Source organism: Burkholderia anthinoferrum (genome assembly GCF_002925705.1).
Taxonomy (GTDB): domain Bacteria; phylum Pseudomonadota; class Gammaproteobacteria; order Burkholderiales; family Burkholderiaceae; genus Burkholderia; species Burkholderia semiarida.
In genome coordinates this window covers 44215-66285 of sequence record NZ_LFZP01000017.1, presented here as the reverse complement: position 1 = coordinate 66285, position 22071 = coordinate 44215, and the positions used below count along the sequence as shown (strand labels likewise).

The window sequence follows — 22071 nt, the reverse complement described above, 5'->3', positions numbered from 1 at the left end:
GCGCGTCGCGCACTGGCAGGCCGCCCGTTCCGGGCGGCTTTTTTTTCGCCTGCGCGCGATTTGCACGACCGGCCGCGTGTCGCCACCGCACGAATCCGATGCTCGGCGGCGAAGTGATTCGCGTCGACGGTGTGATCCGGATGCAGCCGAAGCCAATGCACGCGCGCAAGAAAAACGCCCGCGGTGCGGGCGTCATTGTCGCGTACCGGCGCCGGCGCGGTGGTCGCTCAATCCTCGCCGTCGCGCTGCATCCGCTGCCGCAATTCGCTGACCTGCGACTCGACGACGGTCGCGTCTTCCGCCTCCGGCCGCTCGCCGAGATACTGCTCGAGATCCTCGAGCGCGGGGCGCAGGTAGTCGAGCCGCGCATACGCGAAGCCGCGGTCGCGCACCTCGTCGAGCTGCTCGGGCAGCAGGATCACGAGCCGCTGCTGCACCGCGAGCAGCCGCTGCCAGCGTTCCGTCTGCAGATAGATCGTCTTCAGGTTGCGCAGCATCCGCGCGATGATCTCGCGGCTCGTCGCGGGCTGCAGCAGCGCGCGCAACGCGCTGTCGACCGCGCCGGCCGCGCGCGCGACGTACGGCTCGAGCATCTCGACCATCTCGGCCTCGGACAGCGAATGGCCGTTGGTCGGATCGATGATCAGGTCGCCGTCCGGCAGCGTCACGCGCAGCAGGAAATGGCCGGGAAACGACACGCCGCGCGCCGGCACGCCGATCTGCTCGGCGAGTTCCAGGTACAGCACCGACAGCGAGATCGGAATCCCGCGCCGCCGTTTCAGCACCGCATTCAGGTGGCTGTTATCGGGGTCGTAGTAATCGTTGTGATTGCACGCGAAGCCGAGCTCGCGGAAGAAGAAGTCGTTCAGCGCGGCGACGCGGCCCTTCAGGTCCGCATCGTCGGCGAGCCGCCGTCGCAGCCGCGCCGCCAGCATGTCGAGTTCGGCCAGCGTGCCCTGCAGGTCGAGGTCGGGATACGCGTCCTGCGCCAGCGACAGCGCGGCTTCCGTGACGGGCAGACTGTCGTCGTCCGCCACGAGCGTGCTGAAGTAGTCGAGGACGCGGGTCATTGCGGTCGTCACTTGGCGCGCCTTCTGAAGTAAGCGTATTTGAAGCCCATCACCCACAACATACCGAAATATAGTGCAGCAAACAGCACGAGGCACGCAGCCATCAGCGCGATGCGATCGAGCGGCTGCGCGCGCATGCCGGTCCAGTCGAAACTGATCGCGCACCAGTGCATCAGGCCCGCGAGCACGAGCGCCGCGCCGACGAGCTGCACGAAGAAGCGCAGCCAGCCCGGCGACGGCTGGTAGATGCCGCGCTTGCGCAGCCCGAGGAACAGCAGCAGCGAATTCAGGCACGCGCCGACGCCGATGCTCAGCGTGAGGCCCGCGTGGCCGATCAGCGGCACGAACACGTAGTTCGAGAGTTGCGTGACGATCAGCACGCCGACCGCGATCTTCACGGGCGTCTTGATGTCCTGCTTCGCATAGAAGCCCGGCGCGAGGATCTTGATCAGGATGATGCCGACGAGGCCGATCCCGTAGGTCGCGAGCGCGCGCGCGACCATCGTGACGGTATGCGCGTCGAACTTGCCGTAGTTGAACAGCGTCGCGGTGAGCGGCGTCGCGAAGAAGAACAGCGCGAGCGCACTCGGCGCCGCGAGCAGGAACGTGACGCGCAGCCCCCAGTCGAGCAGCGCCGAATATTCGTGCGAATCGGCGTCGACGTGCGCCTTCGACAGGCTCGGCAGCAGGATCGTGCCGAGCGCGACGCCGAGCAGCGCGGTCGGGAATTCCATTAGGCGGTCGGCATAATTGATCCACGACACGGCGCCCTGCCCGAGCCGCGACGCGATGTTGGTGTTGATGATCAGCGACAATTGCGCGACGGACACCGCGAACGTCGCGGGCACCATCTTCGCGAGCACGCGTTTCACGCCCGGATGACGCAGCGCGCGCAGCGGGTTGACGCCGATCAGCGGCACCATGTCGATCTTCTTCAGGCCCGGCAACTGCACGAGAAACTGCAGCACGCCGCCGACGATGACGGCCCACGCGAGCGCGTAGACCGGCACCTTCAGGTGCGGCGCGACGAACACGGCCGCGGCGATGAACGCGACGTTCAGCAGCACCGGCGCGAACGCGGGCAGCGAGAAGCTCTTGTACGTGTTCAGCACGCCCGACGCGAGCGTCGTCAGCGAAATGAACACGATGTAGGGGAACATGATCCGCGTCATCGTGACCGCGAGCGGGAACGCCTGGCCGTCGCCGTGCAGGCCGGACGCGACCGCGAACACGACCCACGACGCGCCGGCGATGCCGACGACCGACAGCACGGCCAGCGCCCACGCGAGCACGGTGGACATCGCGTCGACGAGCGCCTTCGTCGCATCGTGCCCCTGCTGGTTCTTGAACTCGGCGAGGATCGGCACGAACGCCTGTGAGAACGCGCCTTCGGCGGACAGGCGGCGCAGCAGGTTCGGAATACGGAAGGCGACGTAGAACGCGTCGGTGTATTGACTGGCGCCGAACGCACGGGCGATCAGCGTCTCGCGGGCCAGTCCGGTCACGCGCGACAGCAGCGTGAAGCCGCTGACCGTCAGCAGGGCTCGGAATAGATTCATGGGGCGCTTATTATACGGACGTTGCGCGACCCGGCCATCGCCGATGCCGAAAAGCACGGCCGCCGCCCGCGCCCCGCCCGGCGAGCGTTACGTCGAACTTGCCACTCGCTTGATTTTGTTGCTATAATCGCCGGTTTCTGGGCTCGTACATGCACGGCAACTGCCGTTTTCATGTCCCGGCCTCGGTTAAAATCACCGTTTTTTTATGCGCCCCTGGGCAATCGTTCTCAGGGGACGGATCGAAAAGCAGCGCTTGGCCGTCAGGCTCCAAGCTCTGGAAACAGGACAGGATAAGGAACCGTCATGGCTAACTCCGCACAAGCACGCAAGCGCGCCCGCCAGGCCGCGAAGGCAAACTCGCACAACTCGGCGCTGCGCTCGAAATTCCGTACCGCGATCAAGTCGGTTCGCAAGGCTGTTGAAGCCGGCGACCAGGCAAAGGCTGCCGAGCTGTTCAAGGCTGCCGTGAAGACGATCGACACGATCGCCGACAAGAAGATCGTTCACAAGAACAAGGCCGCTCGCAGCAAGAGCCGCCTGGCCGCAGCCGTCAAGGGTCTGCAGGCAGCAGCGTAAATCCGGTGCGCCCGCGCGAGCGGGCGCTCCTGTTTCCTGCGATCACGAAAAAGCCCGCCTAGGCGGGCTTTTTTGTTGCCTGCCGCCGGCGCATCGGGCGCGGCGGCAGGATTTGCGCGGGCTGGCGCAGCTCGCGCCCTCGCCCGCCGGCATCACACTCACTTCTTCGCGTTGTAGTCCGGCAGTTCGCACGCCTCGGTCACGACGAGGTTGTTGTCCTTCGCGAAATTCAGCACGAAATCGAAAGCCATCGGCTCGATGTCGCGCAACCGCGAATCGAGGATCACGCATTTCAGGTCGCCGAGCATCGTCGGGCGCACGTACAGCGAATACTTGAGACGCGCATTCGGCCCGCTCGCCCCCGGCCCGAAGCAGGCCATCACACCGGCCAGACGTTCCGACCAGTCGCTCGGGCGAAACTTTTTCCCGTCTTTCGTGATGCCCTGGATGAAGAATTCGGTCGGAGGGGTTTCAGCCATGTGGTTACCCAAGTGACGGCCCGGCGATGCCCAGGCAACGGCGCCTGGATACGCGAACACAAAGCTGGAGTGGCAAGCGGCACAAGCGTTCCGATATCCCGAAAACGAGGCGTCGATGTGCGCCGCCGGTGGACTGCACCGGATTTGTGCAGCGCACGGCTTGTGTCCGGCAGAGCGCGAAAAGCCTTGCCTGCCGGGCTGGAGAAAACTTTTGGATTATACCGCAGCGCGCCATCGCGCGTCGTCCCGACGCCCGTCTACCCGCACCGCCGGCGACGCGCGGCGACGCTGCCCCGCGTCGCGCCACGGCTCGTCAAAGCACGGAAAATCCTTTATGCTGCTTTGAGTTATCCACACCCGACGGCGGCGCCGTCCGGCCTCGCTGCCGGGTGAGACCCGCCGTATTTCGTTTCATGACCGCCAAAACCATTCGTCACTACCTGCAGTTCAAGGATTTCTCGCTGGAAGACTACGAGTACGTGCTCGAACGCACGGGTATCCTGAAGCGCAAGTTCAAGAACTACGAGACCTATCACCCGCTGCACGACCGCACGCTCGCGATGATCTTCGAGAAGAGCTCGACCCGCACGCGCCTGTCGTTCGAGGCCGGGATCTTCCAGCTCGGCGGCCACGCCGTGTTCATGAGCACGCGCGACACGCAGCTCGGCCGCGGCGAGCCCGTCGAGGATTCCGCGCAGGTCATCTCGCGGATGGTCGACATCATCATGATCCGCACGTTCGAGCAGGACGTGATCACGCGCTTCGCGCAAAATTCCCGCGTGCCGGTGATCAACGGCCTGACGAACGAATACCACCCGTGCCAGGTGCTCGCCGACATCTTCACGTACTACGAGCACCGCGGCCCGATCGCCGGCAAGACCGTCGCGTGGGTCGGCGACGCGAACAACATGCTCTACACGTGGATCGAAGCCGCGCAGATCCTCGGCTTCAAGCTGCGCCTGTCCACCCCGCCCGGCTACGCGCTCGACATGAAGCTCGTGGCGCCCGACAGCGCGCCGTTCTACGACGTGTTCGACGATCCGAACGAAGCGTGCAAGGGCGCCGATCTCGTGACGACCGACGTCTGGACGAGCATGGGTTTCGAGGCCGAGAACGAAGCGCGCAAGCAGGCATTCGCCGACTGGTGCGTCGACGAGGAAATGATGGGCCATGCGAATCCGGATGCGCTCTTCATGCACTGCCTGCCCGCGCACCGCGGCGAGGAAGTGACGGCCGGCGTGATCGACGGCCCGCAGAGCGTCGTGTGGGACGAAGCGGAGAACCGCCTGCACGTGCAGAAGGCGCTGATGGAGTTCCTGCTGCTCGGCCGTCTGAAGCACTGACGCGCGGCAGCGCACACGCGTAAAAAAAGCGCCGGTCGACGATCGGCGCTTTTCGTTTGGGTGCGCCGAAACCGGCGCGCGCTGCGTTACAGGCAGACCGGTTCCGGCTCCAGCTCGACGCCGAACCGCGCGCGCACGTCGGCCTGGATCGCCCGCGCCAGCGCGAGCACGTCGGCGCCCGTCGCGCCGCCGCGATTGACGAGCACGAGCGCCTGGCGGTCGTGCACGGCCGCCGCCCCGAGCGCGCGCCCCTTCCAGCCGCAGCGGTCGATCAGCCAGCCGGCCGCGAGCTTCACGTGGCCGTCCGGCTGCGGATAGGACACGACGTCGGGCACGCGCGCGCGCAGCGCGTCGAACTGCGCGGCGTCGATCACCGGATTCTTGAAGAAACTGCCCGCATTGCCGAGCACCAGCGGATCGGGCAACTTCGCGCGGCGGATCGCGACGACCGCATCGAATACGTCGCGCGGCGTCGCCGCGTCGGGCGCGATGCCGCGCGCGTCGAGCTCGCGCGTGACGTCCGCGTAGCCGAGCCGCGGCGTCCATTGCTTCGGCAGCCGGAACGTCACCGCGACGATCGCGAACCGGCCGCGCCCGTCCCGCTTGAAGAAGCTGTCGCGGTAACCGAACGCGCAGCGCGCGGCGTCGAAACGCTCGCGGCGCCCCGTCGCCAGCTCGACCGCGACCAGCGAATCGAAATACGCCTTCATCTCGAGGCCGTATGCGCCGAGGTTCTGGATCGGCGCGGCGCCGACGGTACCCGGGATCAGCGCGAGATTCTCGAGGCCCGGCATCCCGTGCTCGAGCGTCCACGCGACGAATGCGTGCCAGTTCTCGCCGCCGCCGGCCTCGACGTACCACGCATCGCCGTCCTCGCGCACGACGCGGCGGCCCGCGATCTCGTCGAGCAGCACGACGCCGTCGAAATCGCGCGTGAACACGATATTGCTGCCGCCGCCGAGCACGAGCCGCGGCAGGTTCGCGAGCCGCGGGTCGCGATGCAGCGCCTCGAACTGCGCCGGCTGCGTGATGCGCGCGGCGAAGCGCGCGCGCGCGGCGATGCCGAACGTGTTGTGCGCGGCGAGCGGATGGTCGGGAAGCAGCGACAGGGCGGAATCGTCAGGGGGCATCGGCATTCGCGGTCACGTCGGCCCGGGCGGCGCAGGGCCGGCCTTGGGCAAACGCAGGGGCATCGGTAAAATGGCAAACAGTCCGCAATTATAGCGAGTGCCCGCGCGCGAGCCGGGCACCCGCATCTCAAGGGAGAATGCCATGCCATCGTTCGACGTCGTTTCCGAAGCGAACATGATCGAAGTGAAGAACGCCATCGAGCAGTCGAACAAGGAAATCTCGACGCGCTTCGACTTCAAGGGCTCCGACGCACGCGTCGAGCAGAAGGAACGCGAGCTGACGCTGTTCGCCGACGACGATTTCAAGCTCGGCCAGGTCAAGGACGTGCTGATCGGCAAGCTGGCCAAGCGCAACGTCGACGTGCGCTTCCTCGACTACGGCAAGGTCGAGAAGATCGGCGGCGACAAGGTCAAGCAGATCGTTACCGTGAAGAAAGGCGTGACGGGCGACCTCGCGAAGAAGATCGTGCGCCTCGTGAAGGACAGCAAGATCAAGGTGCAGGCGAGCATCCAGGGCGACGCGGTGCGCATCTCGGGCGCGAAGCGCGACGACCTGCAGAGCACGATCGCGATGCTGCGCAAGGACGTGACCGACACGCCGCTCGACTTCAACAACTTCCGCGACTGACCGGCCACCGGCCCGTCGCGTCATCCGGCCGGGCCCGCACACGCGGCGCGCCCGGCGCGCGGCCCGCGCCGCGCGTTCTCAGGCTTTCCCGCCGTCCTGCGCGCCGCCGTCCGCGGCCGCCTTCTTCTTGTCGCCGATCCGGCTCTCCTGCCCCGCGAGCAGCTTCGAAATGTTGCCGCGGTGACGCCACACGAGCAGCACGCTCATCGCGAGCACGGCCCAGGCGACCGGGTTGTGGCCCGGCGTGCCGAACAGGAACACGTCGAACACCGGCGCGAACACGGCCGCCACCAGCGCCGCGAGCGACGAATAGCGGAAGAAGAATGCGACGATCAGCCAGGTCAGCGCGGTCGCGAGCCCGAGCACCGGGTGCACGGCAAGCAGCACGCCGGCCGCGGTCGCGACGCCCTTGCCGCCCTGGAAGCGGAAGAACACCGGGTACAGGTGGCCGAGGAACACGGCGATCGCGACCCACGCGATCGCGACGTCGGGCAGGCCGAAGCGACGGGCGAGCCAGACGGCGATCCAGCCCTTGAACGCGTCGCCGACGAGCGTCAGGATCGCGGCCTTCTTGTTGCCGCTGCGCAGCACATTGGTCGCGCCGGGATTCTTCGACCCGTACGAACGCGGGTCGGCCAGGCCCATCACGGAACTGACGACGACGGCGAACGACACCGAACCGATCAGGTAGGCAACGAGGGCGGCGAGCAGGATCTGCATGCGGAGGACTCTTCTTTCAACGTATCGGGAAAGGGACGACCGTGCGCGGCAAGCCGGCAGGCCGAAACGGCGCCCATTCTACCGAACGGGCGCGAGGTGCCACGAAGGTGAAACCCTCAGTCGACGCTCGCGCATTGCACGGGCCGCGCGCCGAGCAGCGACGTGAGCACCGCCGGCGCGAGGCTGACGAGGTAGCCGCGCCGGCCGCCGTTCAGATAGATCGTCGGCAATTCGAGGATCGTCGCCTCGACGTAGACGGGCATCGTCTTGCGCGTGCCGAACGGCGACGTGCCGCCGACGAGATAGCCCGAATGGCGGTTCGCGACCTCGGGCTTGCATGGCTCGACGCGCTTCGCGCCGATCTGCCGCGCGAGATTCTTCGTCGACACGGTGCGGTCGCCGTGCATCAGCACGATCAGCGGCTTCGCGTGTTCGTCTTCCATTACGAGCGTCTTCACGACGCTGTGCTCGTCGACGCCGAGCTGGCGCGCCGATTCGCCGGTGCCGCCGTGCTCGACGTATTCGTACGGATGCTCGCCGAATGCGACGCCATGACGGCGCAGCAGCTGGGTCGCGGGGGTTTCGGACACGTGTCTGGATTTGCTCATGGCGGCATTTTAATGGCGAACGATCGGCGGGCGCGCAATGGCGTGCCCGCGCCGACGGTATACTCGCGGCCCGTTTTCCGCCGGCCCGCCGCATCGCCGTCGCGCCCATCATCGTTGCGAACTTCGTGAAGCGCTATTGTCCGATTGGCCGATTGTCGCGCACGCGCCGCCATGGCACGATCGTTCGCAAATATCGTCGGCCGCCGCCGGCCCGTCATCTGGAGACGCCATGTCCTCGCCCATCCGTGCATCCGAATCGCTCGACGTCGATGCGCTGCTCGCCGCGCTGCCGCGTCGGATTGCCGACGTGCCGGCGCACCGGGCCGCGCGGTCGCCCGCGCATCCGGCGCTGATCGAGGATGCGCGCCGGCTGTCGTACGGCGAGCTGGCGCGGGCCGTCGACGCGGCGGCCGCACGGCTGGCGGGCCTCGGCGTGCAAGGCGGCGACCGCGTGATGATCGTCGCGGAAAACTGCGTCGCGCAGATCGTGTTGCTGTTCGCGGCCGCGCGCATCGACGCCTGGGCGCTCGTGTCGAACGCGCGGTTGTCGGCCGCCGAGCTCGATGCGATCGCCGCGCACGCGCGGCCGAAGCTGATCGCGTTCGCGAGCGACGCATCGGCCGATGCGCGCGCCCATGCCGGGCGGCTCGGGGCGACGCCCGCCGGTGCGCTGCCGGTCGACATCGGTGCGTGGTCGTATCGGGTCGATGCGGGCGCGCCGGCCGAACCGGTGGCCGCCGACGGCGCCGCGCAATGCGCGGCGCTGATCTACACGACCGGCACGACCGGTACGCCGAAAGGCGTGATGCTGTCGCACCGCAACCTGCTGTTCATCGCGGCGACGTCGAGCATGCTGCGCCGCGTGTCGCCCGACGACGTCGTCTACACGGTGCTGCCCGTGTCGCACGTGTACGGGCTCGCGTCGGTGTGCCTGGGCAGCCTCTACGCAGGCGCGACGCTGCGGCTCGCGCCGCGCTTCTCGCCGGAAGCCGTCCGCATCGCGCTCGCCGACGAAGGCGTCACGATCTTCCAGGGCGTGCCGGCGATGCACGCGAAGCTGCTCGAACACGTGCACACGCACGGCCATGCCTGGCGCGCGCCGCGGCTGCGCTTCGCGTATTCGGGCGGCTCGCCGCTCGATGCGAATCTGAAGGCGCGCGTCGAGCGCCTGTACGGCGTGCCGCTGCACAACGGATACGGGATGACCGAAAGCAGCCCGACGATCACGCAGACGCCGCTCGACGCGCCGCGCACGGACAGCTCGGTCGGCGTACCGATTCCGGGCGTCGACATGCGGATCGTCGCGCCGGACGGCACCGACGTGCCGCCGGGCGAAGTCGGCGAGATTCGCGTGCGCGGGCCGAACGTGATGCTCGGCTACTACCGCAACGCGGACGCGACGCGCGCGGCCGTGTCGCCGGACGGCTGGCTGAGCACCGGCGATCTCGCGCGGCAGGGCGCGGACGGCGCGGTGACGATCGTGGGCCGCAGCAAGGAGCTGATCATCCGCTCGGGCTTCAACGTGTATCCGGTCGAGGTCGAGCAGGTGCTGAACGCGCATCCGGACGTCGTGCAGGCGGCCGTGATCGGCCGGGCGATCGACGGCAACGAGGAAGTGCTCGCGTTCGTCGAGCTGGTGCCGGGCGCGGCAGCGGACGAGGCGGCATTGCATGCGTGGTGCGCGGAGCGGCTCACGGCTTACAAACGCCCCGCGCACATCCGCGTGCTCGATGCGCTGCCGGCCGCATCGACCGGCAAGGTGCTCAAGCACCGGCTGCGCGAGCTGGTCTGACGCAGCCGCCGCGCGCATCGCGGGTTCGGGTCGCAGCCCGCGCCGCGCGTCACCCGCGCGGGTGGTGCTCCGCATGCAGCGTCTTCAGCCGCTCGCGCGCGACGTGCGTATAGATCTGGGTGGTCGAGATGTCGCTGTGGCCGAGCAGCAATTGCACGACGCGCAGGTCGGCGCCGTGATTCAGCAGGTGCGTCGCGAACGCGTGCCGCAGCGTGTGCGGCGACAGGTGCGCGCGCACGTCGGCCTGCTGCGCGTGACGCTTGATGATGTTCCAGAACTGCTGGCGCGTCATCCCGTCGCCGCGCGCGGTCACGAACAGCGCGTCGGCCGCGCGCGCGCCGAGCAATGCCGGCCGCGCGTCGCGCAGATAGCGTTCGATCCAGCCGTGCGCGACTTCGCCGAACGGCACGAGCCGCTCCTTCGAGCCCTTGCCCATCACCCGCACGACGCCTTCGTTGAGGCCGACCTCGACCGTCTTCAGCGTCACGAGCTCGCTCACGCGCAGCCCGCTCGCGTACATCAGCTCGAGCATCGTGCGATCGCGCAGGCCGAGCGGCGTGCCGATGTCGGGCGCGCCGAGCAGCGCCTCGACCTGCGCCTCGGACAACGTCGACGGGAACCGCGCGCCCTGTTTCGCGGACGTGATCCGCAGCGTCGGGTCGGCGCTCGCGCGATGCTCGCGCACGGCCCAGCCGTAATAGCGACGAAATACGGACAGCCGCCGGTTCGACGACGTCGCCTTGCCGTCGCTGCGTGCGGCGATGTAGCCCGTCACCATCGCCTCGTCGGCCGCGTCGAGCGGCGCGTCGTGCGTCGCGGCCAGCCACTGGGAAAACAGCACCAGATCGCGCCGGTACGCGTCGAGCGTGTTGCGCGCGAGCCCGTGTTCGAGCCACAGCGCATCGCAGAACACGTCGATCGACGCGCGGCTCGCGAGCAGCGCGGGCGATGCCGCGACGGCATCGTCGTCGGCCGCGGGGGAAATCATCGGTTCGCTCATCGGTATGGCACGCCCTCGTGCGCGAGCAGCCAGCGCTTCACTCGCTGGTAATAGCCGTTGTCGTCGTGGTTCGCGAACCCGCCGAGGCCGCCCGCCGCGACGACGCGATGGCACGGAATCACGAGCGGGAAGTAGTTCGCGCCGCACGCTTGGCCGACCGCGCGCGGCGCGCTGCCGATCCGCTTCGCGACCTGGCCGTAGGTCAGCACCGTCCCGGGCGGGATGTCGCTGATCACGTCCCACACGCGATGCTGGAATGCGCTGCCGACGTCGGCGAGCGGCAGGTCGAAGCGCGCGGACGCGCGCTCGAAATAACGTTCGATTTGCTGGACCGCGCGCTTCGCGAGCGCCGAATCCGGTTCGACCGCCTTCATCGACTCGGGCAGATAGACGATCTCGCGCACCACCGCGGCATCCGTGCGGATGCCGACCTTGCCGAACGGCGCGTCGATCACTGCGTTGAACATTGCCTTCTCCTGACCGGGGGATGCGCGCGGCCCTGCCCGCGCGCCGACGACACTTTACGCCGCCTTCACGCGGCTCGCAGCGCCCATTCGACATGCTCGCGCACGACCGGCGACGGATCGTCGGCGCGGGCGCGCAGCGCGGCGACGATCGCGTCGCGCGCGGGCGGCGCGAGCCGGTCCGCGCCAGCCCGCAGCGCATTGCCGAGCCCGACCGCGAGATTGCGCAGCCAGCTTTCGTAGCCGATGCGCCGGATCGCGCTGCCCTGCATCCGCGTATCGAACGTGTCCGCGTCCCACGCGAACAGCTCGACGAGCGTCGCACGGTCGAGGCCGTGCCGCACGTCGAAATCGGCGACGGGTGCGGCCTGCGCGAACTTGTTCCACGGACACACGAGCTGGCAGTCGTCGCAGCCGTACACGCGATTGCCGATCATCGGCCGCAGCGGCTCGGGAATGCTGCCTTTCAGTTCGATCGTCAGGTACGAGATGCAGCGGCGCGCATCGACGCGGTACGGCTCCACGATCGCGCCGGTCGGGCACGCGTCGATACAGCGCGTGCAACTGCCGCAGTGCGCGCCGGGCGTCTCGGGCGCGGTGTCGGGCGACGTGCGCGCGTCGGTCGGCAGCGGCAGGTCGACGTAGATCTCGCCGAGAAAGAACAGCGAGCCGGCATCGCGCTGCAGCAGCAGCGTGTGCTTGCCGCGCCAGCCGACCCCGGCCTTCTGCGCGAGTTCGACTTCGAGCACGGGCGCCGAATCGGTGAACACGCGATAGCCGAACCCGCCGATCTCGTGCTCGATGCGCTCCGCGAGCGTCTGCAGCCGGTTGCGCAGCACCTTGTGATAGTCGCGGCCGCGCGCATAGATCGACACGACCGCCGCCTGCGGATCGTCGAGCCGTGCGCGTTCGCGCGTGCGCCAATCGTGCGGCACGAGCGCGCCGGGCTCGTCGTCAGCCAGCGTTTGGGCCGGTAAATAAGCGAGCCGCACGGAGATCACGCGTCGCGTACCGGCCACAAGTTCGGCCGGCCGCGCGCGTTTCATCCCATGTTTCGCCATATAATCCATTTCGCCGTGGTAACCGGCTTCCAGCCAGGCGGCGAGGCCCGCTTCGGCATCCGAGAGATCGGTGTCGCTGATGCCGATCGCCCCGAAACCCAATTCGCGCCCCCACGCCCTGATGCGAGCGGCGAGCGCAGTCAACGCCGCATCGTCGAGCGCGCACGGCGCCGCGCCTTCGGCACGAGTCGAAGGCCTGTCGGATGCGGCGCGTTCCGGTAGTCGGTTCATCGCACTATTTTACGAGAATGCCAGCCACGCCCAGCCAACCGCCTCACGCCATGCTGCCCGCCCCGCTCGCGGAGCGCGTGATCGCGCTCGCCGACGAAGCGGCAACCGAGGCCTTCGGCACCCGCTTCGCGCACGCGCTCGACGCCGCGCGCATCGCGCTCGACCGCGCCCACGCGTTCGACGGGCTGCAGATCCAGCTGGTCGGCGATCTCGGCGCGGGCAAGACGACCCTCGTGCGCGCGATCCTGCGCGGCCTCGGCCACCAGGGGCGCGTGCGCAGCCCGACCTATACGCTCGTCGAGCCGTACGCGCTCGAACGCAGCGACGGGGAACTCGAGGTCTATCACTTCGATCTGTATCGATTCAACGATCCGGCCGAATGGTCGGACGCAGGCTTTCGCGAGTATTTCAATTCCAGCGCGATCTGCCTCGTCGAATGGCCGCAACAGGCGGGCGCCCTGCTCGGCGTGCCCGATCTGGTTTTCTCGCTCGACGTGGACGGCGACGGCCGCGTCCTCACCGTCCGGGCGTACAGCGCTTCAGGAAACGCATGTCTCGAAAGATGTTGATCAAACCGTTCCGCTCGATCGAATCGGCGGCCACCGCGACGCACAACTGGCGGCGCCGTCAGATCCTGCGCGCGGGGGCGTCGACGCTGGTGCTCGGTCTCGTCGCGCCGCGGCTCGCGCACGCGTCGTCGGTGCTCGGCGTGCGCGTGTGGCCCGCACGCGATTACACGCGCGTCACGATCGAATCCGACCAGCCGCTGCAGAATAGCCAACAACTGCTGCAGGGCCCCGACCGTCTCGTCGTCGACCTGAACGGCCTCGACCTCGACCAGGCGCTGCGCGACCTCGTCTCGAAGATCGCGCCGAACGATCCGCAGATCCAGTCGGTGCGCGTCGGCCAGTATCAGCCGCACGTCGTGCGGATGGTGTTCGACCTGAAAGGCTCGGTGAAGCCGCAGGTGTTCACGCTGCCGCCCGTCGGCACCTACAAGTACCGGCTCGTGTTCGACCTGTACCCGGCCGTCGCGCCCGATCCGCTGTCCGACCTGATCGCACAGACGGAACGCAAGGAACTGGCGCTCAACGACACCGCGCGCGCGCAGCAGATGCAGCCGCCGTCCACGCTGGCCGGCCCGGGCACCCCGCCGCCCGCCGCGGGCGACAACAGCGACGCATTCTTCCAGCGTTTCGCGCAGAACACGCCGGCCGCGCCGCACACGCCGCCGGCCGCCGGCACGCCGTCGACGCCCGCGAAGCCAGCCGTCAAGCCGCCGCCCGTCATCGCGCGCCGCGACGACAGCGACGACGACGGCGACACCTACAAGTTCACCGCACCGAAATCGGGCAAGGGCGGCACCGTGCGCCTGCTGACGGTCGCGATCGACCCGGGCCACGGCGGCGAGGATCCGGGCGCGATCGGCGGCAACGGCACGTACGAGAAGCACATCGCGCTCGACATCGCGAAGAAGCTGCGCGCGAAGATCGACGCCGCACCGAACATGCGCGCGATGATGACGCGCGACGCCGATTTCTTCGTGCCGCTGAACGTGCGCGTGCAGAAGGCGCGCCGCGTCGGCGCGGATCTGTTCGTGTCGATCCACGCGGACGCGTTCACGACGCCGTCCGCGCGCGGCTCGTCGGTGTTCGCGCTGTCCGACCACGGCGCATCGAGCGCCGCGGCGCGCTGGCTCGCGAACAAGGAAAACTCGTCCGACCTGATCGGCGGCATCAACATCAAGACCCAGGACGCGGCAGTCAGCCGCGCGCTGTTCGACATGTCGACGACCGCGCAGATCCGCGATTCGCTGCGCTACGGCAACTACGTGCTGAAGGAAGTGGGCGGCATCAACAAGCTGCACAAGGGCTCGGTCGAGCAGGCCGGGTTCGCGGTGCTGAAGGCGCCCGACATCCCGTCGATCCTCGTCGAGACCGCGTTCATCAGCAACCCGGACGAAGAGCGCCGGCTCAACGACGACAGCTATCGCGACGAGATGGCCGACGCGATCTTCCGCGGCATCAAGCGCTACTTCGCCGCGAATCCGCCGCTCGCGAAGAGCCGGATGGCCTGAGCGCCATCCGTTCCCTGCCGCCGGCACGCAGCGCGTGCCGGCGCGTCACGACGATGCCGCGAAGCGGCTCAGCAGTTTCCCGCCGAACACGTTCACCGCGAGCCCGCCCATCACGAGCGCGGCGCCGATCAGCTGCGCTTGCGTCAGATGCTCGTCGAGCAGCAGCGCCGACGACGCGAGCCCGACGATCGGCACCAGCAGCGAGAACTGCGCGACCTGCGCGGCCGGATAACGCGACAGCAGGCGGCTCCACAGCCCGTAGCCGAGCAGCGTCGCGACGAACGCCAGATAGACGACCGCGAAGATCGACGCGCCGTCGAGCCCGGCGAGCGCGGTCGCGATCCGCCGCGGCCCCTCGAACCACAACGACAGCAGGAAGAACGGCACGGGCGGCACGAGGCTCGCCCACACGACGAGCGACACGAGGTTCGCCTTCCCGACCTTCTTCGTGACGATATTGCCGAAGGCCCACATCGCGGCCGAGCAGATCGTCAGCAGGAAGCCCGCGAGCGTCATCGCACGGCCGCCCTGCGCGGCGATCACGACGAGGCCGCCCGCGGCGATCGCGAGCCCGATCAGGTTCTGCACGCGCAGCCGCTCGCCGAGGAACAGCATCGCGAACACCAGCGTGAAGAACGCCTGCGACTGCAGCACGAGCGACGCGAGGCCGGCCGGCATGCCGACGTACATGCCGGTGAACAGGAACACGAACTGGCCAAGCTGGATCGTCGCGCCGTACAGCACCAGCAGCCGCCACGAAATCTGCGGCCGGCGCACGAAGAAGACCGCCGGCACGGCCGCGAGCGTGAAGCGCAGCGCGCCGAGCAGCATCGGCGGCATGCCATGCAGGCCGACCTTGATCACGACGAAGTTCACGCCCCACGCCAGAATCACGACCAGCGCGAGCAGCAGATCCTTCGGGGCCATCATCGGCGTCTCCTCGATTGTCGAATCGTCATTGTGAAGCCGGTCAGTCTACCGGGTTTCGCCGCCGCGCCGGATACCCGCGCGGCGCGCATGGAATCGGCAGCGGGCGCAGCGGCTCGCGCGACGCGGTGGACACCGCACGATGCGTGCCCGCCACGGCCGCATCGCGCCGCCAGTACAATGACCGGCAATCCAGCCGTTCCCCACGAGGCCCGCCATGACCGACTCGATCAAAGCCTTGCTGAAGCCGCACGTGCGCGACATCGGCAACCTGCAGGTGCGCCGCACACTGCCCGCGCTCGCCGCACGCCTCGTCGGCCCGTTCATCTTCTTCGATCACATGGGGCCCGCCATGCTGCCGGCCGGCACGGGGCTCGACGTGCGCCCGCATCCGCACATCGGGCTCGCGACGGTCACCTATCTGTTCGACGGCGCGATCCTGCACCGCGACAGCCTCGGCTCGCGGCAGGAAATCGTGCCGGGCGACGTGAACTGGATGACGGCCGGCCGCGGGATCGTCCACTCGGAGCGCACGCCCGACGCGCAACGCGCGAGCGGCCACACCGTGCACGGGATCCAGACCTGGGTCGCGCTGCCGAAAGCGCACGAGACGACCGAGCCGTCGTTCGAGCACCACGCGGCCGACACGCTGCCCAAGCGCGACGAAGACGGCGTGGCGCTGACGGTGATCGCCGGCGACGCGTTCGGGCTGCGCTCGCCCGTGACGACGTTCTCGCGCACGCTGTACGTCGCGGCCGAATTCGCGGCCGGCGGCCGGCTCGAACTCGATGCGTCGCACGAGGAGCGCGCGGTCTACGTGGTCGACGGCGAGCTCGCGATCGACGGCGCGCCGGTGCCGGCCGAACGGATGGCCGTGCTCGCGCCGGGCGCGAGCGTCACGCTGACGAGCGGCAGCGGCGCGCGCGCGATGCTGCTCGGCGGCGACCGGATGGACGGCGAACGCTTCATCGAGTGGAATTTCGTCGCGAGCAGCCGCGACGCGATCGAACGCGCGAAAGCGGCGTGGACGCGCCAGGAGATGGGCAAGGTGCCCGGCGAGACCGAATGGATTGCGCTGCCCGAAGCGAAGCCGCGTTGAAAAAGCGGCGCACCGCCCCCACCCTGACGATATTCGAACGGAAGAGAACGCCATGGACACCACGCTTGCCACATTCGAGAAAGACGTCATCGAGGCGTCGCTGGACACGCCCGTGCTGGTCGACTTCTGGGCGCCGTGGTGCGGCCCCTGCAAGACGCTCGGCCCGCTGCTGGAAAAGCTCGAAGCCGACTACGCAGGCCGCTGGAAGCTCGTGAAGGTCAACGTCGACGAGAATCAGGAGCTCGCCGCGCACTTCCAGACGCGCAGCATCCCGCACGTGATCGCGTTCGCCGACGGGCGGCCGGTCGACCAGTTCGTCGGCGTGCTGCCCGAAGGGCAGTTGCGCGCGTTCCTCGACCGCCTGCTGCCGGCCCCCGAGGAAGCCGAACGCCGCGCCGCGCAGTACGCGATGGCCGAACAGCGCTTCGACGATGCGCGCGCGCACCTCGAAGCGGCGCTCGCGCTGAACCCCGGCTACGACGACGCGCGCCTCGACCTGATCGAGCTGCTGCTCGCGCGCAACGAAGTCGATGCCGCACGCGCGGAGACTGAGCGCCTGTCGCCGCAAACCGTGCAGAACGGCGACCCGCGCTACCAGGCGATCAAGACCCGTTTCGACGCGCTCGACGCCACGGCCGACCTGCCGCCGACCGACGCGCTCGAGGCGCGCATCGCGGCGAACCCGGCCGATCTCGACGCGCGCTTCGACCTCGCGCAGAGCCTGATCGCGCGGCGCGCGTACGAAGGGGCGCTGGAACAGTTGCTGGAAATCGTGACGCGCGATCGCGCGTACGGCGACGATCTCGGCCGCCGCACGATGATCTCGGTGTTCGAACTGGCCGGCGATCGCCCCGACCTCGTCGCCGCGTGGCGACGCAAGCTGAGCATGGCGCTCAACTGACCCGACGCACGACCGGCCGGGCCGCCACGGCCCGGCTGCATCGGCCTATCGCTCGCGGCACGTCACCCGCGCCGCGGCATCGTCGTTGCGTGCCCGCGCGCCGCGCGCTCAGCCGGCCGCCCGTGCCGCGATCGCCCGCAGCGCATGCGCGGCCGCCGCGAAACCGAAGCTCGCGGTCACGCACACGCTCGAACCGAAGCCCGCACAGTTGAGCCCCGCGACGTGCGCGGCGGCGGACGGCTCGGCGCCGTCCTCGATGTCGCAGGCCGCCGCTTCCGGATAGATCAGCGGCTCGTCCGAATACACGGCGCTGACCTTGAAGCGCGCCTTCGGCCCGCGCGGAAAGCCGTGCTGCTTGCGCAACTGCGCGCGGACCTTCGACAGCAGCGGATCCTGAATCGTCAGCGCGAGATCGTCGATGCGGATGCGCGTCGGGTCGAGCTGCCCGCCCGCGCCGCCGACGACGATCAACGGCTGCCGTTTCGCGACGCACCACGCGATCAGCGCGACCTTCGTGCGCACGCTGTCGATCGCATCGATCACGTAGTCGAAGCCGCCGCCGAGCAGCGCGTCGAAATTGTCGGGTTCGACGAAATCCTCGACGCGGTTCACGCGGCATGCGGGATCGATCAGCGCGATGCGCTCGGCCATCGCGTCGACCTTCGGCTTGCCGTAATTGCCGTCGAGCGCATGGATCTGCCGGTTCGTGTTGCTTTCCGCGACGTTGTCGAGATCGATCAGCGTCAACGTGCCGACCGCGTTGCGCGCGAGCGCCTCGGCCACCCACGACCCGACGCCGCCGATCCCGATCACCGCGACGTGCGCCCGCTCGAACGCGGCGGCCGCCGGCGCGCCGTACAGGCGCGCGACGCCGCCGAAACGCCGCGCGCGATCCACGTCAAGCTGGATTTCCGGGGTCGGGGTAAGATCGGAAGAACTGGGCGGGGCAGCGTCGGCGGCGGACATGGCAGCAAGGAAAACGTAAGTCGTGCAGCCCTCTATTCTGCCTGAACTCCCCCGCTCGCACGCGCCACCGCGCACGCACGATTCTCGCGCGTTCGCTATACTGGCCCCAGATTGAAGCGTTTGCATAACATGACGACTCTCGCCGATCTTCGGATCAACTATTCGCGCGCTTCGCTCGACGAAGCCGATGCCGCCCCCGACCCCTTCGCCCAGTTCGATCGCTGGTTCAAGGAGGCGCTCGCCGCCAAGCTGCCCGAGCCGAACACGATGACGCTCGCGACCGTCGGCGCCGACGGCCGGCCGTCGGCCCGGATCGTGCTCATCAAGGGCGTCGACGAACGCGGGTTCGTCTTCTTCACCAATTACGAAAGCCGCAAGGGGCACGATCTGGCCGTGCATCCACACGCCGCGCTGCTGTTCTATTGGATTGAGCTCGAGCGCCAGGTACGCATCGAAGGCCGGATCGAGAAAACCAGCGCGGAAGAAAGCGACCGCTATTTCGCGTCGCGCCCGCTCGGCTCGCGCATCGGCGCGTGGGCGTCGGACCAGAGCACCGTGATCGACAGCCGCGCGACGCTCGAAGCGCGCGAAAAGGCCGTCGGCGAACGCTACGGCGACAACCCGCCGCGCCCGCCGCACTGGGGCGGCTATCGCCTCGTGCCCGACGCGATCGAATTCTGGCAGGGCCGCCCGTCGCGGCTGCACGACCGCCTGCTCTATACGCGCGACGCCGCGGCGGCGCCGGGCTGGACGATCTCGCGCCTGTCGCCGTAAGCGCGGCGCCGGCGCACGCCGGTCGTGTCTCGTGTTGCATCCGGGCGCCCGCGCCGCAAGCGGTGGGCGCCGGTCAAGATACTTGGCTGTATTCGATTCAACGAACAAACGGAGAATCCAAATGTTCTGGGAAAAGAAGCTGGCACAGTGGGCGGATGAAGTACGGGCGAAAGCGAACATACCGGCGCGCCTCGTGCTGTGGAACGGCGATCAACTCGATTTCGGCACCTTCAGCGCGCCGCAGGTCACGCTGAAGGTGAACAGCGCGTCGGCGCTGCCACTGCTGCTCGAACCGAGCCTCGACAACCTCGGCGAGGCATACGTGAAGGGCAAGATCGATATCGAAGGCAAGCTGTCGGACATCATCAACATCGGCTACTCGCTCGCGCGCAGCACCGTGACGAGCGCGAGCAAGCTCGCACGCGTGAAGCGCTACTTCAATCACACGAAGAGCACCGACAAGAAAGCGATCCAGTACCACTACGACGTCTCGAACGAGTTCTACAAGCTGTGGCTCGACGAGAACATGGTGTACTCGTGCGCGTATTTCGAGAACGGCGACGAGGATCTCGCCACCGCGCAGATCAAGAAGATCGACCACATCCTGACGAAGATCCAGCTGCAGCCCGGCCAGCGCCTGCTCGACATCGGCTGCGGCTGGGGCGCGCTGGTGCTGCGCGCCGCGCAGAAGTTCGGCGCGACGTGTCTCGGCGTGACGCTGTCGCAGAACCAGTTCGACCTCGCGACCGCGCGCGTGAAGGCGGCGGGGCTCGAAGACAGGATCGAGATTCGTCTGCAGGATTACCGCGAGATCGAAGGCCAGTTCGACCGCATCACGAGCGTCGGGATGTTCGAGCACGTCGGGCGCAAGAACCTGCCGCTCTATTTCTCGCGCATCCGCGAGCTGCTGACCGACGACGGCATCGCGATGAACCACGGGATCACGTCGACCGACGCGGAAAGCGGCGAAACCGCGCTCGGCGGCGGCGAATTCATCGACCGCTACGTGTTCCCCGACGGCGAGCTCCCGCACATCAGCCTCGCGCTCGAAGCGGCGCAGCGCGGCGGGCTCGAGGCGGTTGACGTCGAAAGCCTGCGCCGGCACTATGCGCGCACGCTCGACATCTGGACGGAAAACTTCGAGGCGAAAGCCGAGGAAGCGCGAAAGCTCGTCGACGACGAAAAATTCCGCATCTGGCGCGTGTATCTCGCCGGCTGCGCGTATGCGTTCGAGCACGACGACGTGTCGATCTTCCAGATCGTGTGCCGCAAGGCCGGGCGCAGCGCGAAAACGCTGCCGTGGTCGCGGCGCTATATGTACGAACACGCGCTGCCGCGCTAGGCGGCGCATCACGCTGGGCATGCATGGGTGACGGCAGGACGCGGCGCAAGGCGCCGCCACAACGACAGCGGCACGACGACACCGACGAGTCGCACGCCGACGGGCAGTTCGACCTGTTCGGCGTGCCGACGGACACTGCACGCACGTCGCCAGCGGACGGTGACCGCTCCGCCAGCCCCGATGAGCCCGTGACGCCGGACGCAGCGAAGGACCCGCGACCGGCGCCGCCCGCCCGTACGATCTCCCGCCCCGCCGCCGAAGACGCACCCGCCCCGTCGTCCGGCCTGCTGTGGGACGAACCGCCGTCGGCGGCCGCCCCGCCGAAGAAAGGCCGCCGCAAGCGCGGCGTGCTGCCCGCGCCGATCTCGGCGGACGTCGCCGAAGTCGCGGCCGGCCTGCCGCCGAACGTGCGGCTCGGCACGTCGTCGTGGTATTTCCCCGGCTGGAACGGCATCGTCTACGACGGCGACTTCGCGCAGACGAAGCTGTCGCGCGAAGGGCTCGAAGCGTATGGCGCGCATCCGCTGCTGAAAAGCGTGAGCCTCGACCGGTCGTTCTACGGCCCGCTGTCGGTGGCCGACTACCTGCGCTACGCGCAGCAGGTGCCCGACGATTTCCGCTTCGTCGTGAAGGCGCCGGCCGCGGTGACCGACGCGGTGATCCGCGGCCGGCGCGGCGAGCCGTCCGGGCCGAACCCGACGTTTCTCGATGCGCCGCTCGCGACCCGCGAATTCGTCCAGCCGTGCCTCGACGGGCTCGGCCGGAAAGCCGGCGTGCTCGTGTTCCAGTTCTCGCCGCTGCCCGATCAACTGCTCGCGCAGCCGGCCGCGCTGATCGACCGGCTCGCCGCGTTCTTCGCGGCGCTGCCGCCGTTGCCGCCGGACGCCGACGGCACGCGCTATGCGATCGAGATCCGCGACGCGAGCCTGCTCACGCCGCGCTTCATCCGCGCACTGGCCGCGCTCGGCGTGCGCTACTGCGTCGGCCTGCACGCGCGGATGCCCGACCCGCTGCGCCAGGCCGCCGCGCTCGCGCTGCTCGACGGCGACGCGCCGGGCCCGCTGATCGTGCGCTGGAGCCTGCACGGCGGCTTCAAGTACGAGCAGGCGAAAGCGAAATACGAGCCGTTCGACAAGCTCGTCGACGAGGATCCGGCCACGCGTTCGGCGCTCGCCGAACTGGCCGCGCGCTACGCGCTGGCCGGCCAGCCGGTGATCATCACGATCAACAACAAGGCGGAAGGCTCGGCGCCGCTGTCGTGCCTTGCACTCGCACGCGAAATCGCCGCCGCGTGCGCGCAGTGGCGCAACGAGGCGGCGTGACG

Annotated in this window: 22 protein-coding genes; 11 read left to right on the top strand and 11 right to left on the bottom strand. The window is 68.5% G+C overall.

From position 1 onward, the window contains the following. Positions 1–227 precede the first annotated feature (227 nt). Together C5F75_RS04945 and murJ are read right to left on the bottom strand one after the other, a co-directional pair. Entirely contained in the window at positions 228–1070 is an 843-nt protein-coding gene (locus C5F75_RS04945) for a SirB1 family protein (RefSeq protein ID WP_060313760.1), read from the bottom strand. Positions 1071–1078: 8 nt separating this feature from the next. Continuing rightward, on the bottom strand, positions 1079–2629 hold the full coding sequence (gene murJ / locus C5F75_RS04940; protein WP_059578388.1) for a murein biosynthesis integral membrane protein MurJ: 1551 nt from the start codon (positions 2627–2629) through the stop codon (positions 1079–1081). 303 nt (positions 2630–2932) lie between these two features. Between murJ and rpsT the strand changes: the two genes are divergently transcribed. Continuing rightward, complete coding sequence (gene rpsT / locus C5F75_RS04935) at positions 2933–3205, top strand: 30S ribosomal protein S20 (RefSeq protein WP_006482211.1); 273 nt, start codon at positions 2933–2935, stop codon at positions 3203–3205. A gap of 158 nt (positions 3206–3363) precedes the next feature. Here the strand turns inward: rpsT and C5F75_RS04930 are convergent, their stop codons facing one another. Then, positions 3364–3684 (bottom strand): DUF3579 domain-containing protein, encoded by a 321-nt coding sequence (locus tag C5F75_RS04930; RefSeq protein WP_006482210.1) that lies wholly within the window; start codon positions 3682–3684, stop codon positions 3364–3366. 413 nt (positions 3685–4097) lie between these two features. Between C5F75_RS04930 and argF the strand changes: the two genes are divergently transcribed. Further along, positions 4098–5027: an ornithine carbamoyltransferase gene (gene argF, locus C5F75_RS04920; RefSeq protein WP_059578391.1), complete on the top strand. Its 930-nt coding sequence runs from the start codon at positions 4098–4100 to the stop codon at positions 5025–5027. Between the two features lie 86 nt (positions 5028–5113). On the opposite strand, the gene murB is transcribed toward argF, so the two are convergent. After that, entirely contained in the window at positions 5114–6163 is a 1050-nt protein-coding gene (murB, locus tag C5F75_RS04915) for a UDP-N-acetylmuramate dehydrogenase (protein WP_104011940.1), read from the bottom strand. A 136-nt stretch (positions 6164–6299) separates the two neighbouring features. On the opposite strand from murB, the gene C5F75_RS04910 reads away from it, so the two are divergent. After that, positions 6300–6785 (top strand): YajQ family cyclic di-GMP-binding protein, encoded by a 486-nt coding sequence (locus tag C5F75_RS04910; protein WP_034208219.1) that lies wholly within the window; start codon positions 6300–6302, stop codon positions 6783–6785. A 78-nt stretch (positions 6786–6863) separates the two neighbouring features. Here C5F75_RS04910 and plsY read toward each other — a convergent pair whose 3' ends face one another. Then, entirely contained in the window at positions 6864–7505 is a 642-nt protein-coding gene (gene plsY / locus C5F75_RS04905) for a glycerol-3-phosphate 1-O-acyltransferase PlsY (protein WP_059578394.1), read from the bottom strand. 116 nt (positions 7506–7621) lie between these two features. Beyond that, positions 7622–8113, bottom strand: a complete 492-nt coding sequence (gene ybaK / locus C5F75_RS04900) for a Cys-tRNA(Pro) deacylase (RefSeq protein ID WP_060313718.1) — start codon at positions 8111–8113, stop codon at positions 7622–7624. A 229-nt stretch (positions 8114–8342) separates the two neighbouring features. Here ybaK and C5F75_RS04895 point away from each other — a divergent pair, with 229 nt between their 5' ends. Further along, positions 8343–9905, top strand: a complete 1563-nt coding sequence (locus C5F75_RS04895; RefSeq protein WP_104011939.1) for a class I adenylate-forming enzyme family protein — start codon at positions 8343–8345, stop codon at positions 9903–9905. 49 nt (positions 9906–9954) lie between these two features. On the opposite strand, the gene xerD is transcribed toward C5F75_RS04895, so the two are convergent. The 3 genes from xerD to queG form a co-directional block, all read right to left on the bottom strand. Further along, positions 9955–10905 (bottom strand): site-specific tyrosine recombinase XerD, encoded by a 951-nt coding sequence (gene xerD, locus C5F75_RS04890; RefSeq protein ID WP_059644840.1) that lies wholly within the window; start codon positions 10903–10905, stop codon positions 9955–9957. Continuing rightward, positions 10902–11372: a methylated-DNA--[protein]-cysteine S-methyltransferase gene (locus tag C5F75_RS04885; protein WP_059578402.1), complete on the bottom strand. Its 471-nt coding sequence runs from the start codon at positions 11370–11372 to the stop codon at positions 10902–10904. The genes xerD and C5F75_RS04885 overlap by 4 nt, the downstream gene beginning before the upstream one ends. Before the next feature lie 65 nt (positions 11373–11437). Then, entirely contained in the window at positions 11438–12661 is a 1224-nt protein-coding gene (gene queG / locus C5F75_RS04880) for a tRNA epoxyqueuosine(34) reductase QueG (RefSeq protein ID WP_104011938.1), read from the bottom strand. Between the two features lie 17 nt (positions 12662–12678). Here queG and tsaE point away from each other — a divergent pair, with 17 nt between their 5' ends. Then, entirely contained in the window at positions 12679–13230 is a 552-nt protein-coding gene (gene tsaE, locus C5F75_RS04875; protein ID WP_059578407.1) for a tRNA (adenosine(37)-N6)-threonylcarbamoyltransferase complex ATPase subunit type 1 TsaE, read from the top strand. Continuing rightward, positions 13212–14738 (top strand): N-acetylmuramoyl-L-alanine amidase, encoded by a 1527-nt coding sequence (locus tag C5F75_RS04870; protein WP_104011937.1) that lies wholly within the window; start codon positions 13212–13214, stop codon positions 14736–14738. Before tsaE ends, C5F75_RS04870 begins: the two co-directional genes overlap by 19 nt. 45 nt (positions 14739–14783) lie before the next feature. Here C5F75_RS04870 and C5F75_RS04865 read toward each other — a convergent pair whose 3' ends face one another. Next, positions 14784–15665, bottom strand: coding sequence for an EamA family transporter (locus tag C5F75_RS04865; protein WP_179231749.1), 882 nt, complete (start codon positions 15663–15665; stop codon positions 14784–14786). A gap of 217 nt (positions 15666–15882) precedes the next feature. On the opposite strand from C5F75_RS04865, the gene C5F75_RS04860 reads away from it, so the two are divergent. Next, positions 15883–16764 (top strand): pirin family protein, encoded by an 882-nt coding sequence (locus C5F75_RS04860; protein ID WP_059578417.1) that lies wholly within the window; start codon positions 15883–15885, stop codon positions 16762–16764. Between the two features lie 52 nt (positions 16765–16816). Further along, the gene (trxA, locus tag C5F75_RS04855; protein WP_059578420.1) at positions 16817–17665 is read left to right on the top strand and encodes a thioredoxin; all 849 of its coding nucleotides are present in this window, start codon (positions 16817–16819) and stop codon (positions 17663–17665) included. 108 nt (positions 17666–17773) lie between these two features. Here trxA and C5F75_RS04850 read toward each other — a convergent pair whose 3' ends face one another. Then, complete coding sequence (locus tag C5F75_RS04850; RefSeq protein WP_059578424.1) at positions 17774–18631, bottom strand: tRNA threonylcarbamoyladenosine dehydratase; 858 nt, start codon at positions 18629–18631, stop codon at positions 17774–17776. A gap of 129 nt (positions 18632–18760) precedes the next feature. Between C5F75_RS04850 and pdxH the strand changes: the two genes are divergently transcribed. From pdxH to C5F75_RS04835, 3 genes are all read left to right on the top strand, one after another. Continuing rightward, complete coding sequence (pdxH, locus tag C5F75_RS04845) at positions 18761–19405, top strand: pyridoxamine 5'-phosphate oxidase (protein ID WP_104011936.1); 645 nt, start codon at positions 18761–18763, stop codon at positions 19403–19405. Between the two features lie 121 nt (positions 19406–19526). Beyond that, a complete protein-coding gene (locus C5F75_RS04840; protein ID WP_059609116.1) occupies positions 19527–20747 on the top strand; it encodes an SAM-dependent methyltransferase in 1221 nt (406 codons plus the stop codon). 23 nt (positions 20748–20770) lie between these two features. Continuing rightward, on the top strand, positions 20771–22069 hold the full coding sequence (locus C5F75_RS04835) for a DUF72 domain-containing protein (RefSeq protein WP_059578434.1): 1299 nt from the start codon (positions 20771–20773) through the stop codon (positions 22067–22069). Positions 22070–22071 lie beyond the last annotated feature (2 nt).

What these genes read in the sequence shown, in the direction of transcription:
- ybaK (WP_060313718.1), bottom strand. Translation starts at nt 8,113, where the DNA reads ATGAGCAAATCCAGACACGTGTCCGAAACCCCCGCGACCCAGCTGCTG.
- C5F75_RS04895 (WP_104011939.1), top strand. Translation starts at nt 8,343, where the DNA reads ATGTCCTCGCCCATCCGTGCATCCGAATCGCTCGACGTCGATGCGCTG.
- tsaE (WP_059578407.1), top strand. Translation starts at nt 12,679, where the DNA reads ATGCCAGCCACGCCCAGCCAACCGCCTCACGCCATGCTGCCCGCCCCG.
- C5F75_RS04930 (WP_006482210.1), bottom strand. Translation starts at nt 3,684, where the DNA reads ATGGCTGAAACCCCTCCGACCGAATTCTTCATCCAGGGCATCACGAAA.
- argF (WP_059578391.1), top strand. Translation starts at nt 4,098, where the DNA reads ATGACCGCCAAAACCATTCGTCACTACCTGCAGTTCAAGGATTTCTCG.
- murB (WP_104011940.1), bottom strand. Translation starts at nt 6,163, where the DNA reads ATGCCGATGCCCCCTGACGATTCCGCCCTGTCGCTGCTTCCCGACCAT.
- trxA (WP_059578420.1), top strand. Translation starts at nt 16,817, where the DNA reads ATGGACACCACGCTTGCCACATTCGAGAAAGACGTCATCGAGGCGTCG.
- rpsT (WP_006482211.1), top strand. Translation starts at nt 2,933, where the DNA reads ATGGCTAACTCCGCACAAGCACGCAAGCGCGCCCGCCAGGCCGCGAAG.
- C5F75_RS04910 (WP_034208219.1), top strand. Translation starts at nt 6,300, where the DNA reads ATGCCATCGTTCGACGTCGTTTCCGAAGCGAACATGATCGAAGTGAAG.
- xerD (WP_059644840.1), bottom strand. Translation starts at nt 10,905, where the DNA reads ATGAGCGAACCGATGATTTCCCCCGCGGCCGACGACGATGCCGTCGCG.
- pdxH (WP_104011936.1), top strand. Translation starts at nt 18,761, where the DNA reads ATGACGACTCTCGCCGATCTTCGGATCAACTATTCGCGCGCTTCGCTC.
- C5F75_RS04840 (WP_059609116.1), top strand. Translation starts at nt 19,527, where the DNA reads ATGTTCTGGGAAAAGAAGCTGGCACAGTGGGCGGATGAAGTACGGGCG.
- C5F75_RS04835 (WP_059578434.1), top strand. Translation starts at nt 20,771, where the DNA reads ATGGGTGACGGCAGGACGCGGCGCAAGGCGCCGCCACAACGACAGCGG.
- murJ (WP_059578388.1), bottom strand. Translation starts at nt 2,629, where the DNA reads ATGAATCTATTCCGAGCCCTGCTGACGGTCAGCGGCTTCACGCTGCTG.
- plsY (WP_059578394.1), bottom strand. Translation starts at nt 7,505, where the DNA reads ATGCAGATCCTGCTCGCCGCCCTCGTTGCCTACCTGATCGGTTCGGTG.
- queG (WP_104011938.1), bottom strand. Translation starts at nt 12,661, where the DNA reads ATGAACCGACTACCGGAACGCGCCGCATCCGACAGGCCTTCGACTCGT.
- C5F75_RS04945 (WP_060313760.1), bottom strand. Translation starts at nt 1,070, where the DNA reads ATGACCCGCGTCCTCGACTACTTCAGCACGCTCGTGGCGGACGACGAC.
- C5F75_RS04850 (WP_059578424.1), bottom strand. Translation starts at nt 18,631, where the DNA reads ATGTCCGCCGCCGACGCTGCCCCGCCCAGTTCTTCCGATCTTACCCCG.
- C5F75_RS04870 (WP_104011937.1), top strand. Translation starts at nt 13,212, where the DNA reads ATGTCTCGAAAGATGTTGATCAAACCGTTCCGCTCGATCGAATCGGCG.
- C5F75_RS04860 (WP_059578417.1), top strand. Translation starts at nt 15,883, where the DNA reads ATGACCGACTCGATCAAAGCCTTGCTGAAGCCGCACGTGCGCGACATC.
- C5F75_RS04885 (WP_059578402.1), bottom strand. Translation starts at nt 11,372, where the DNA reads ATGTTCAACGCAGTGATCGACGCGCCGTTCGGCAAGGTCGGCATCCGC.
- C5F75_RS04865 (WP_179231749.1), bottom strand. Translation starts at nt 15,665, where the DNA reads ATGGCCCCGAAGGATCTGCTGCTCGCGCTGGTCGTGATTCTGGCGTGG.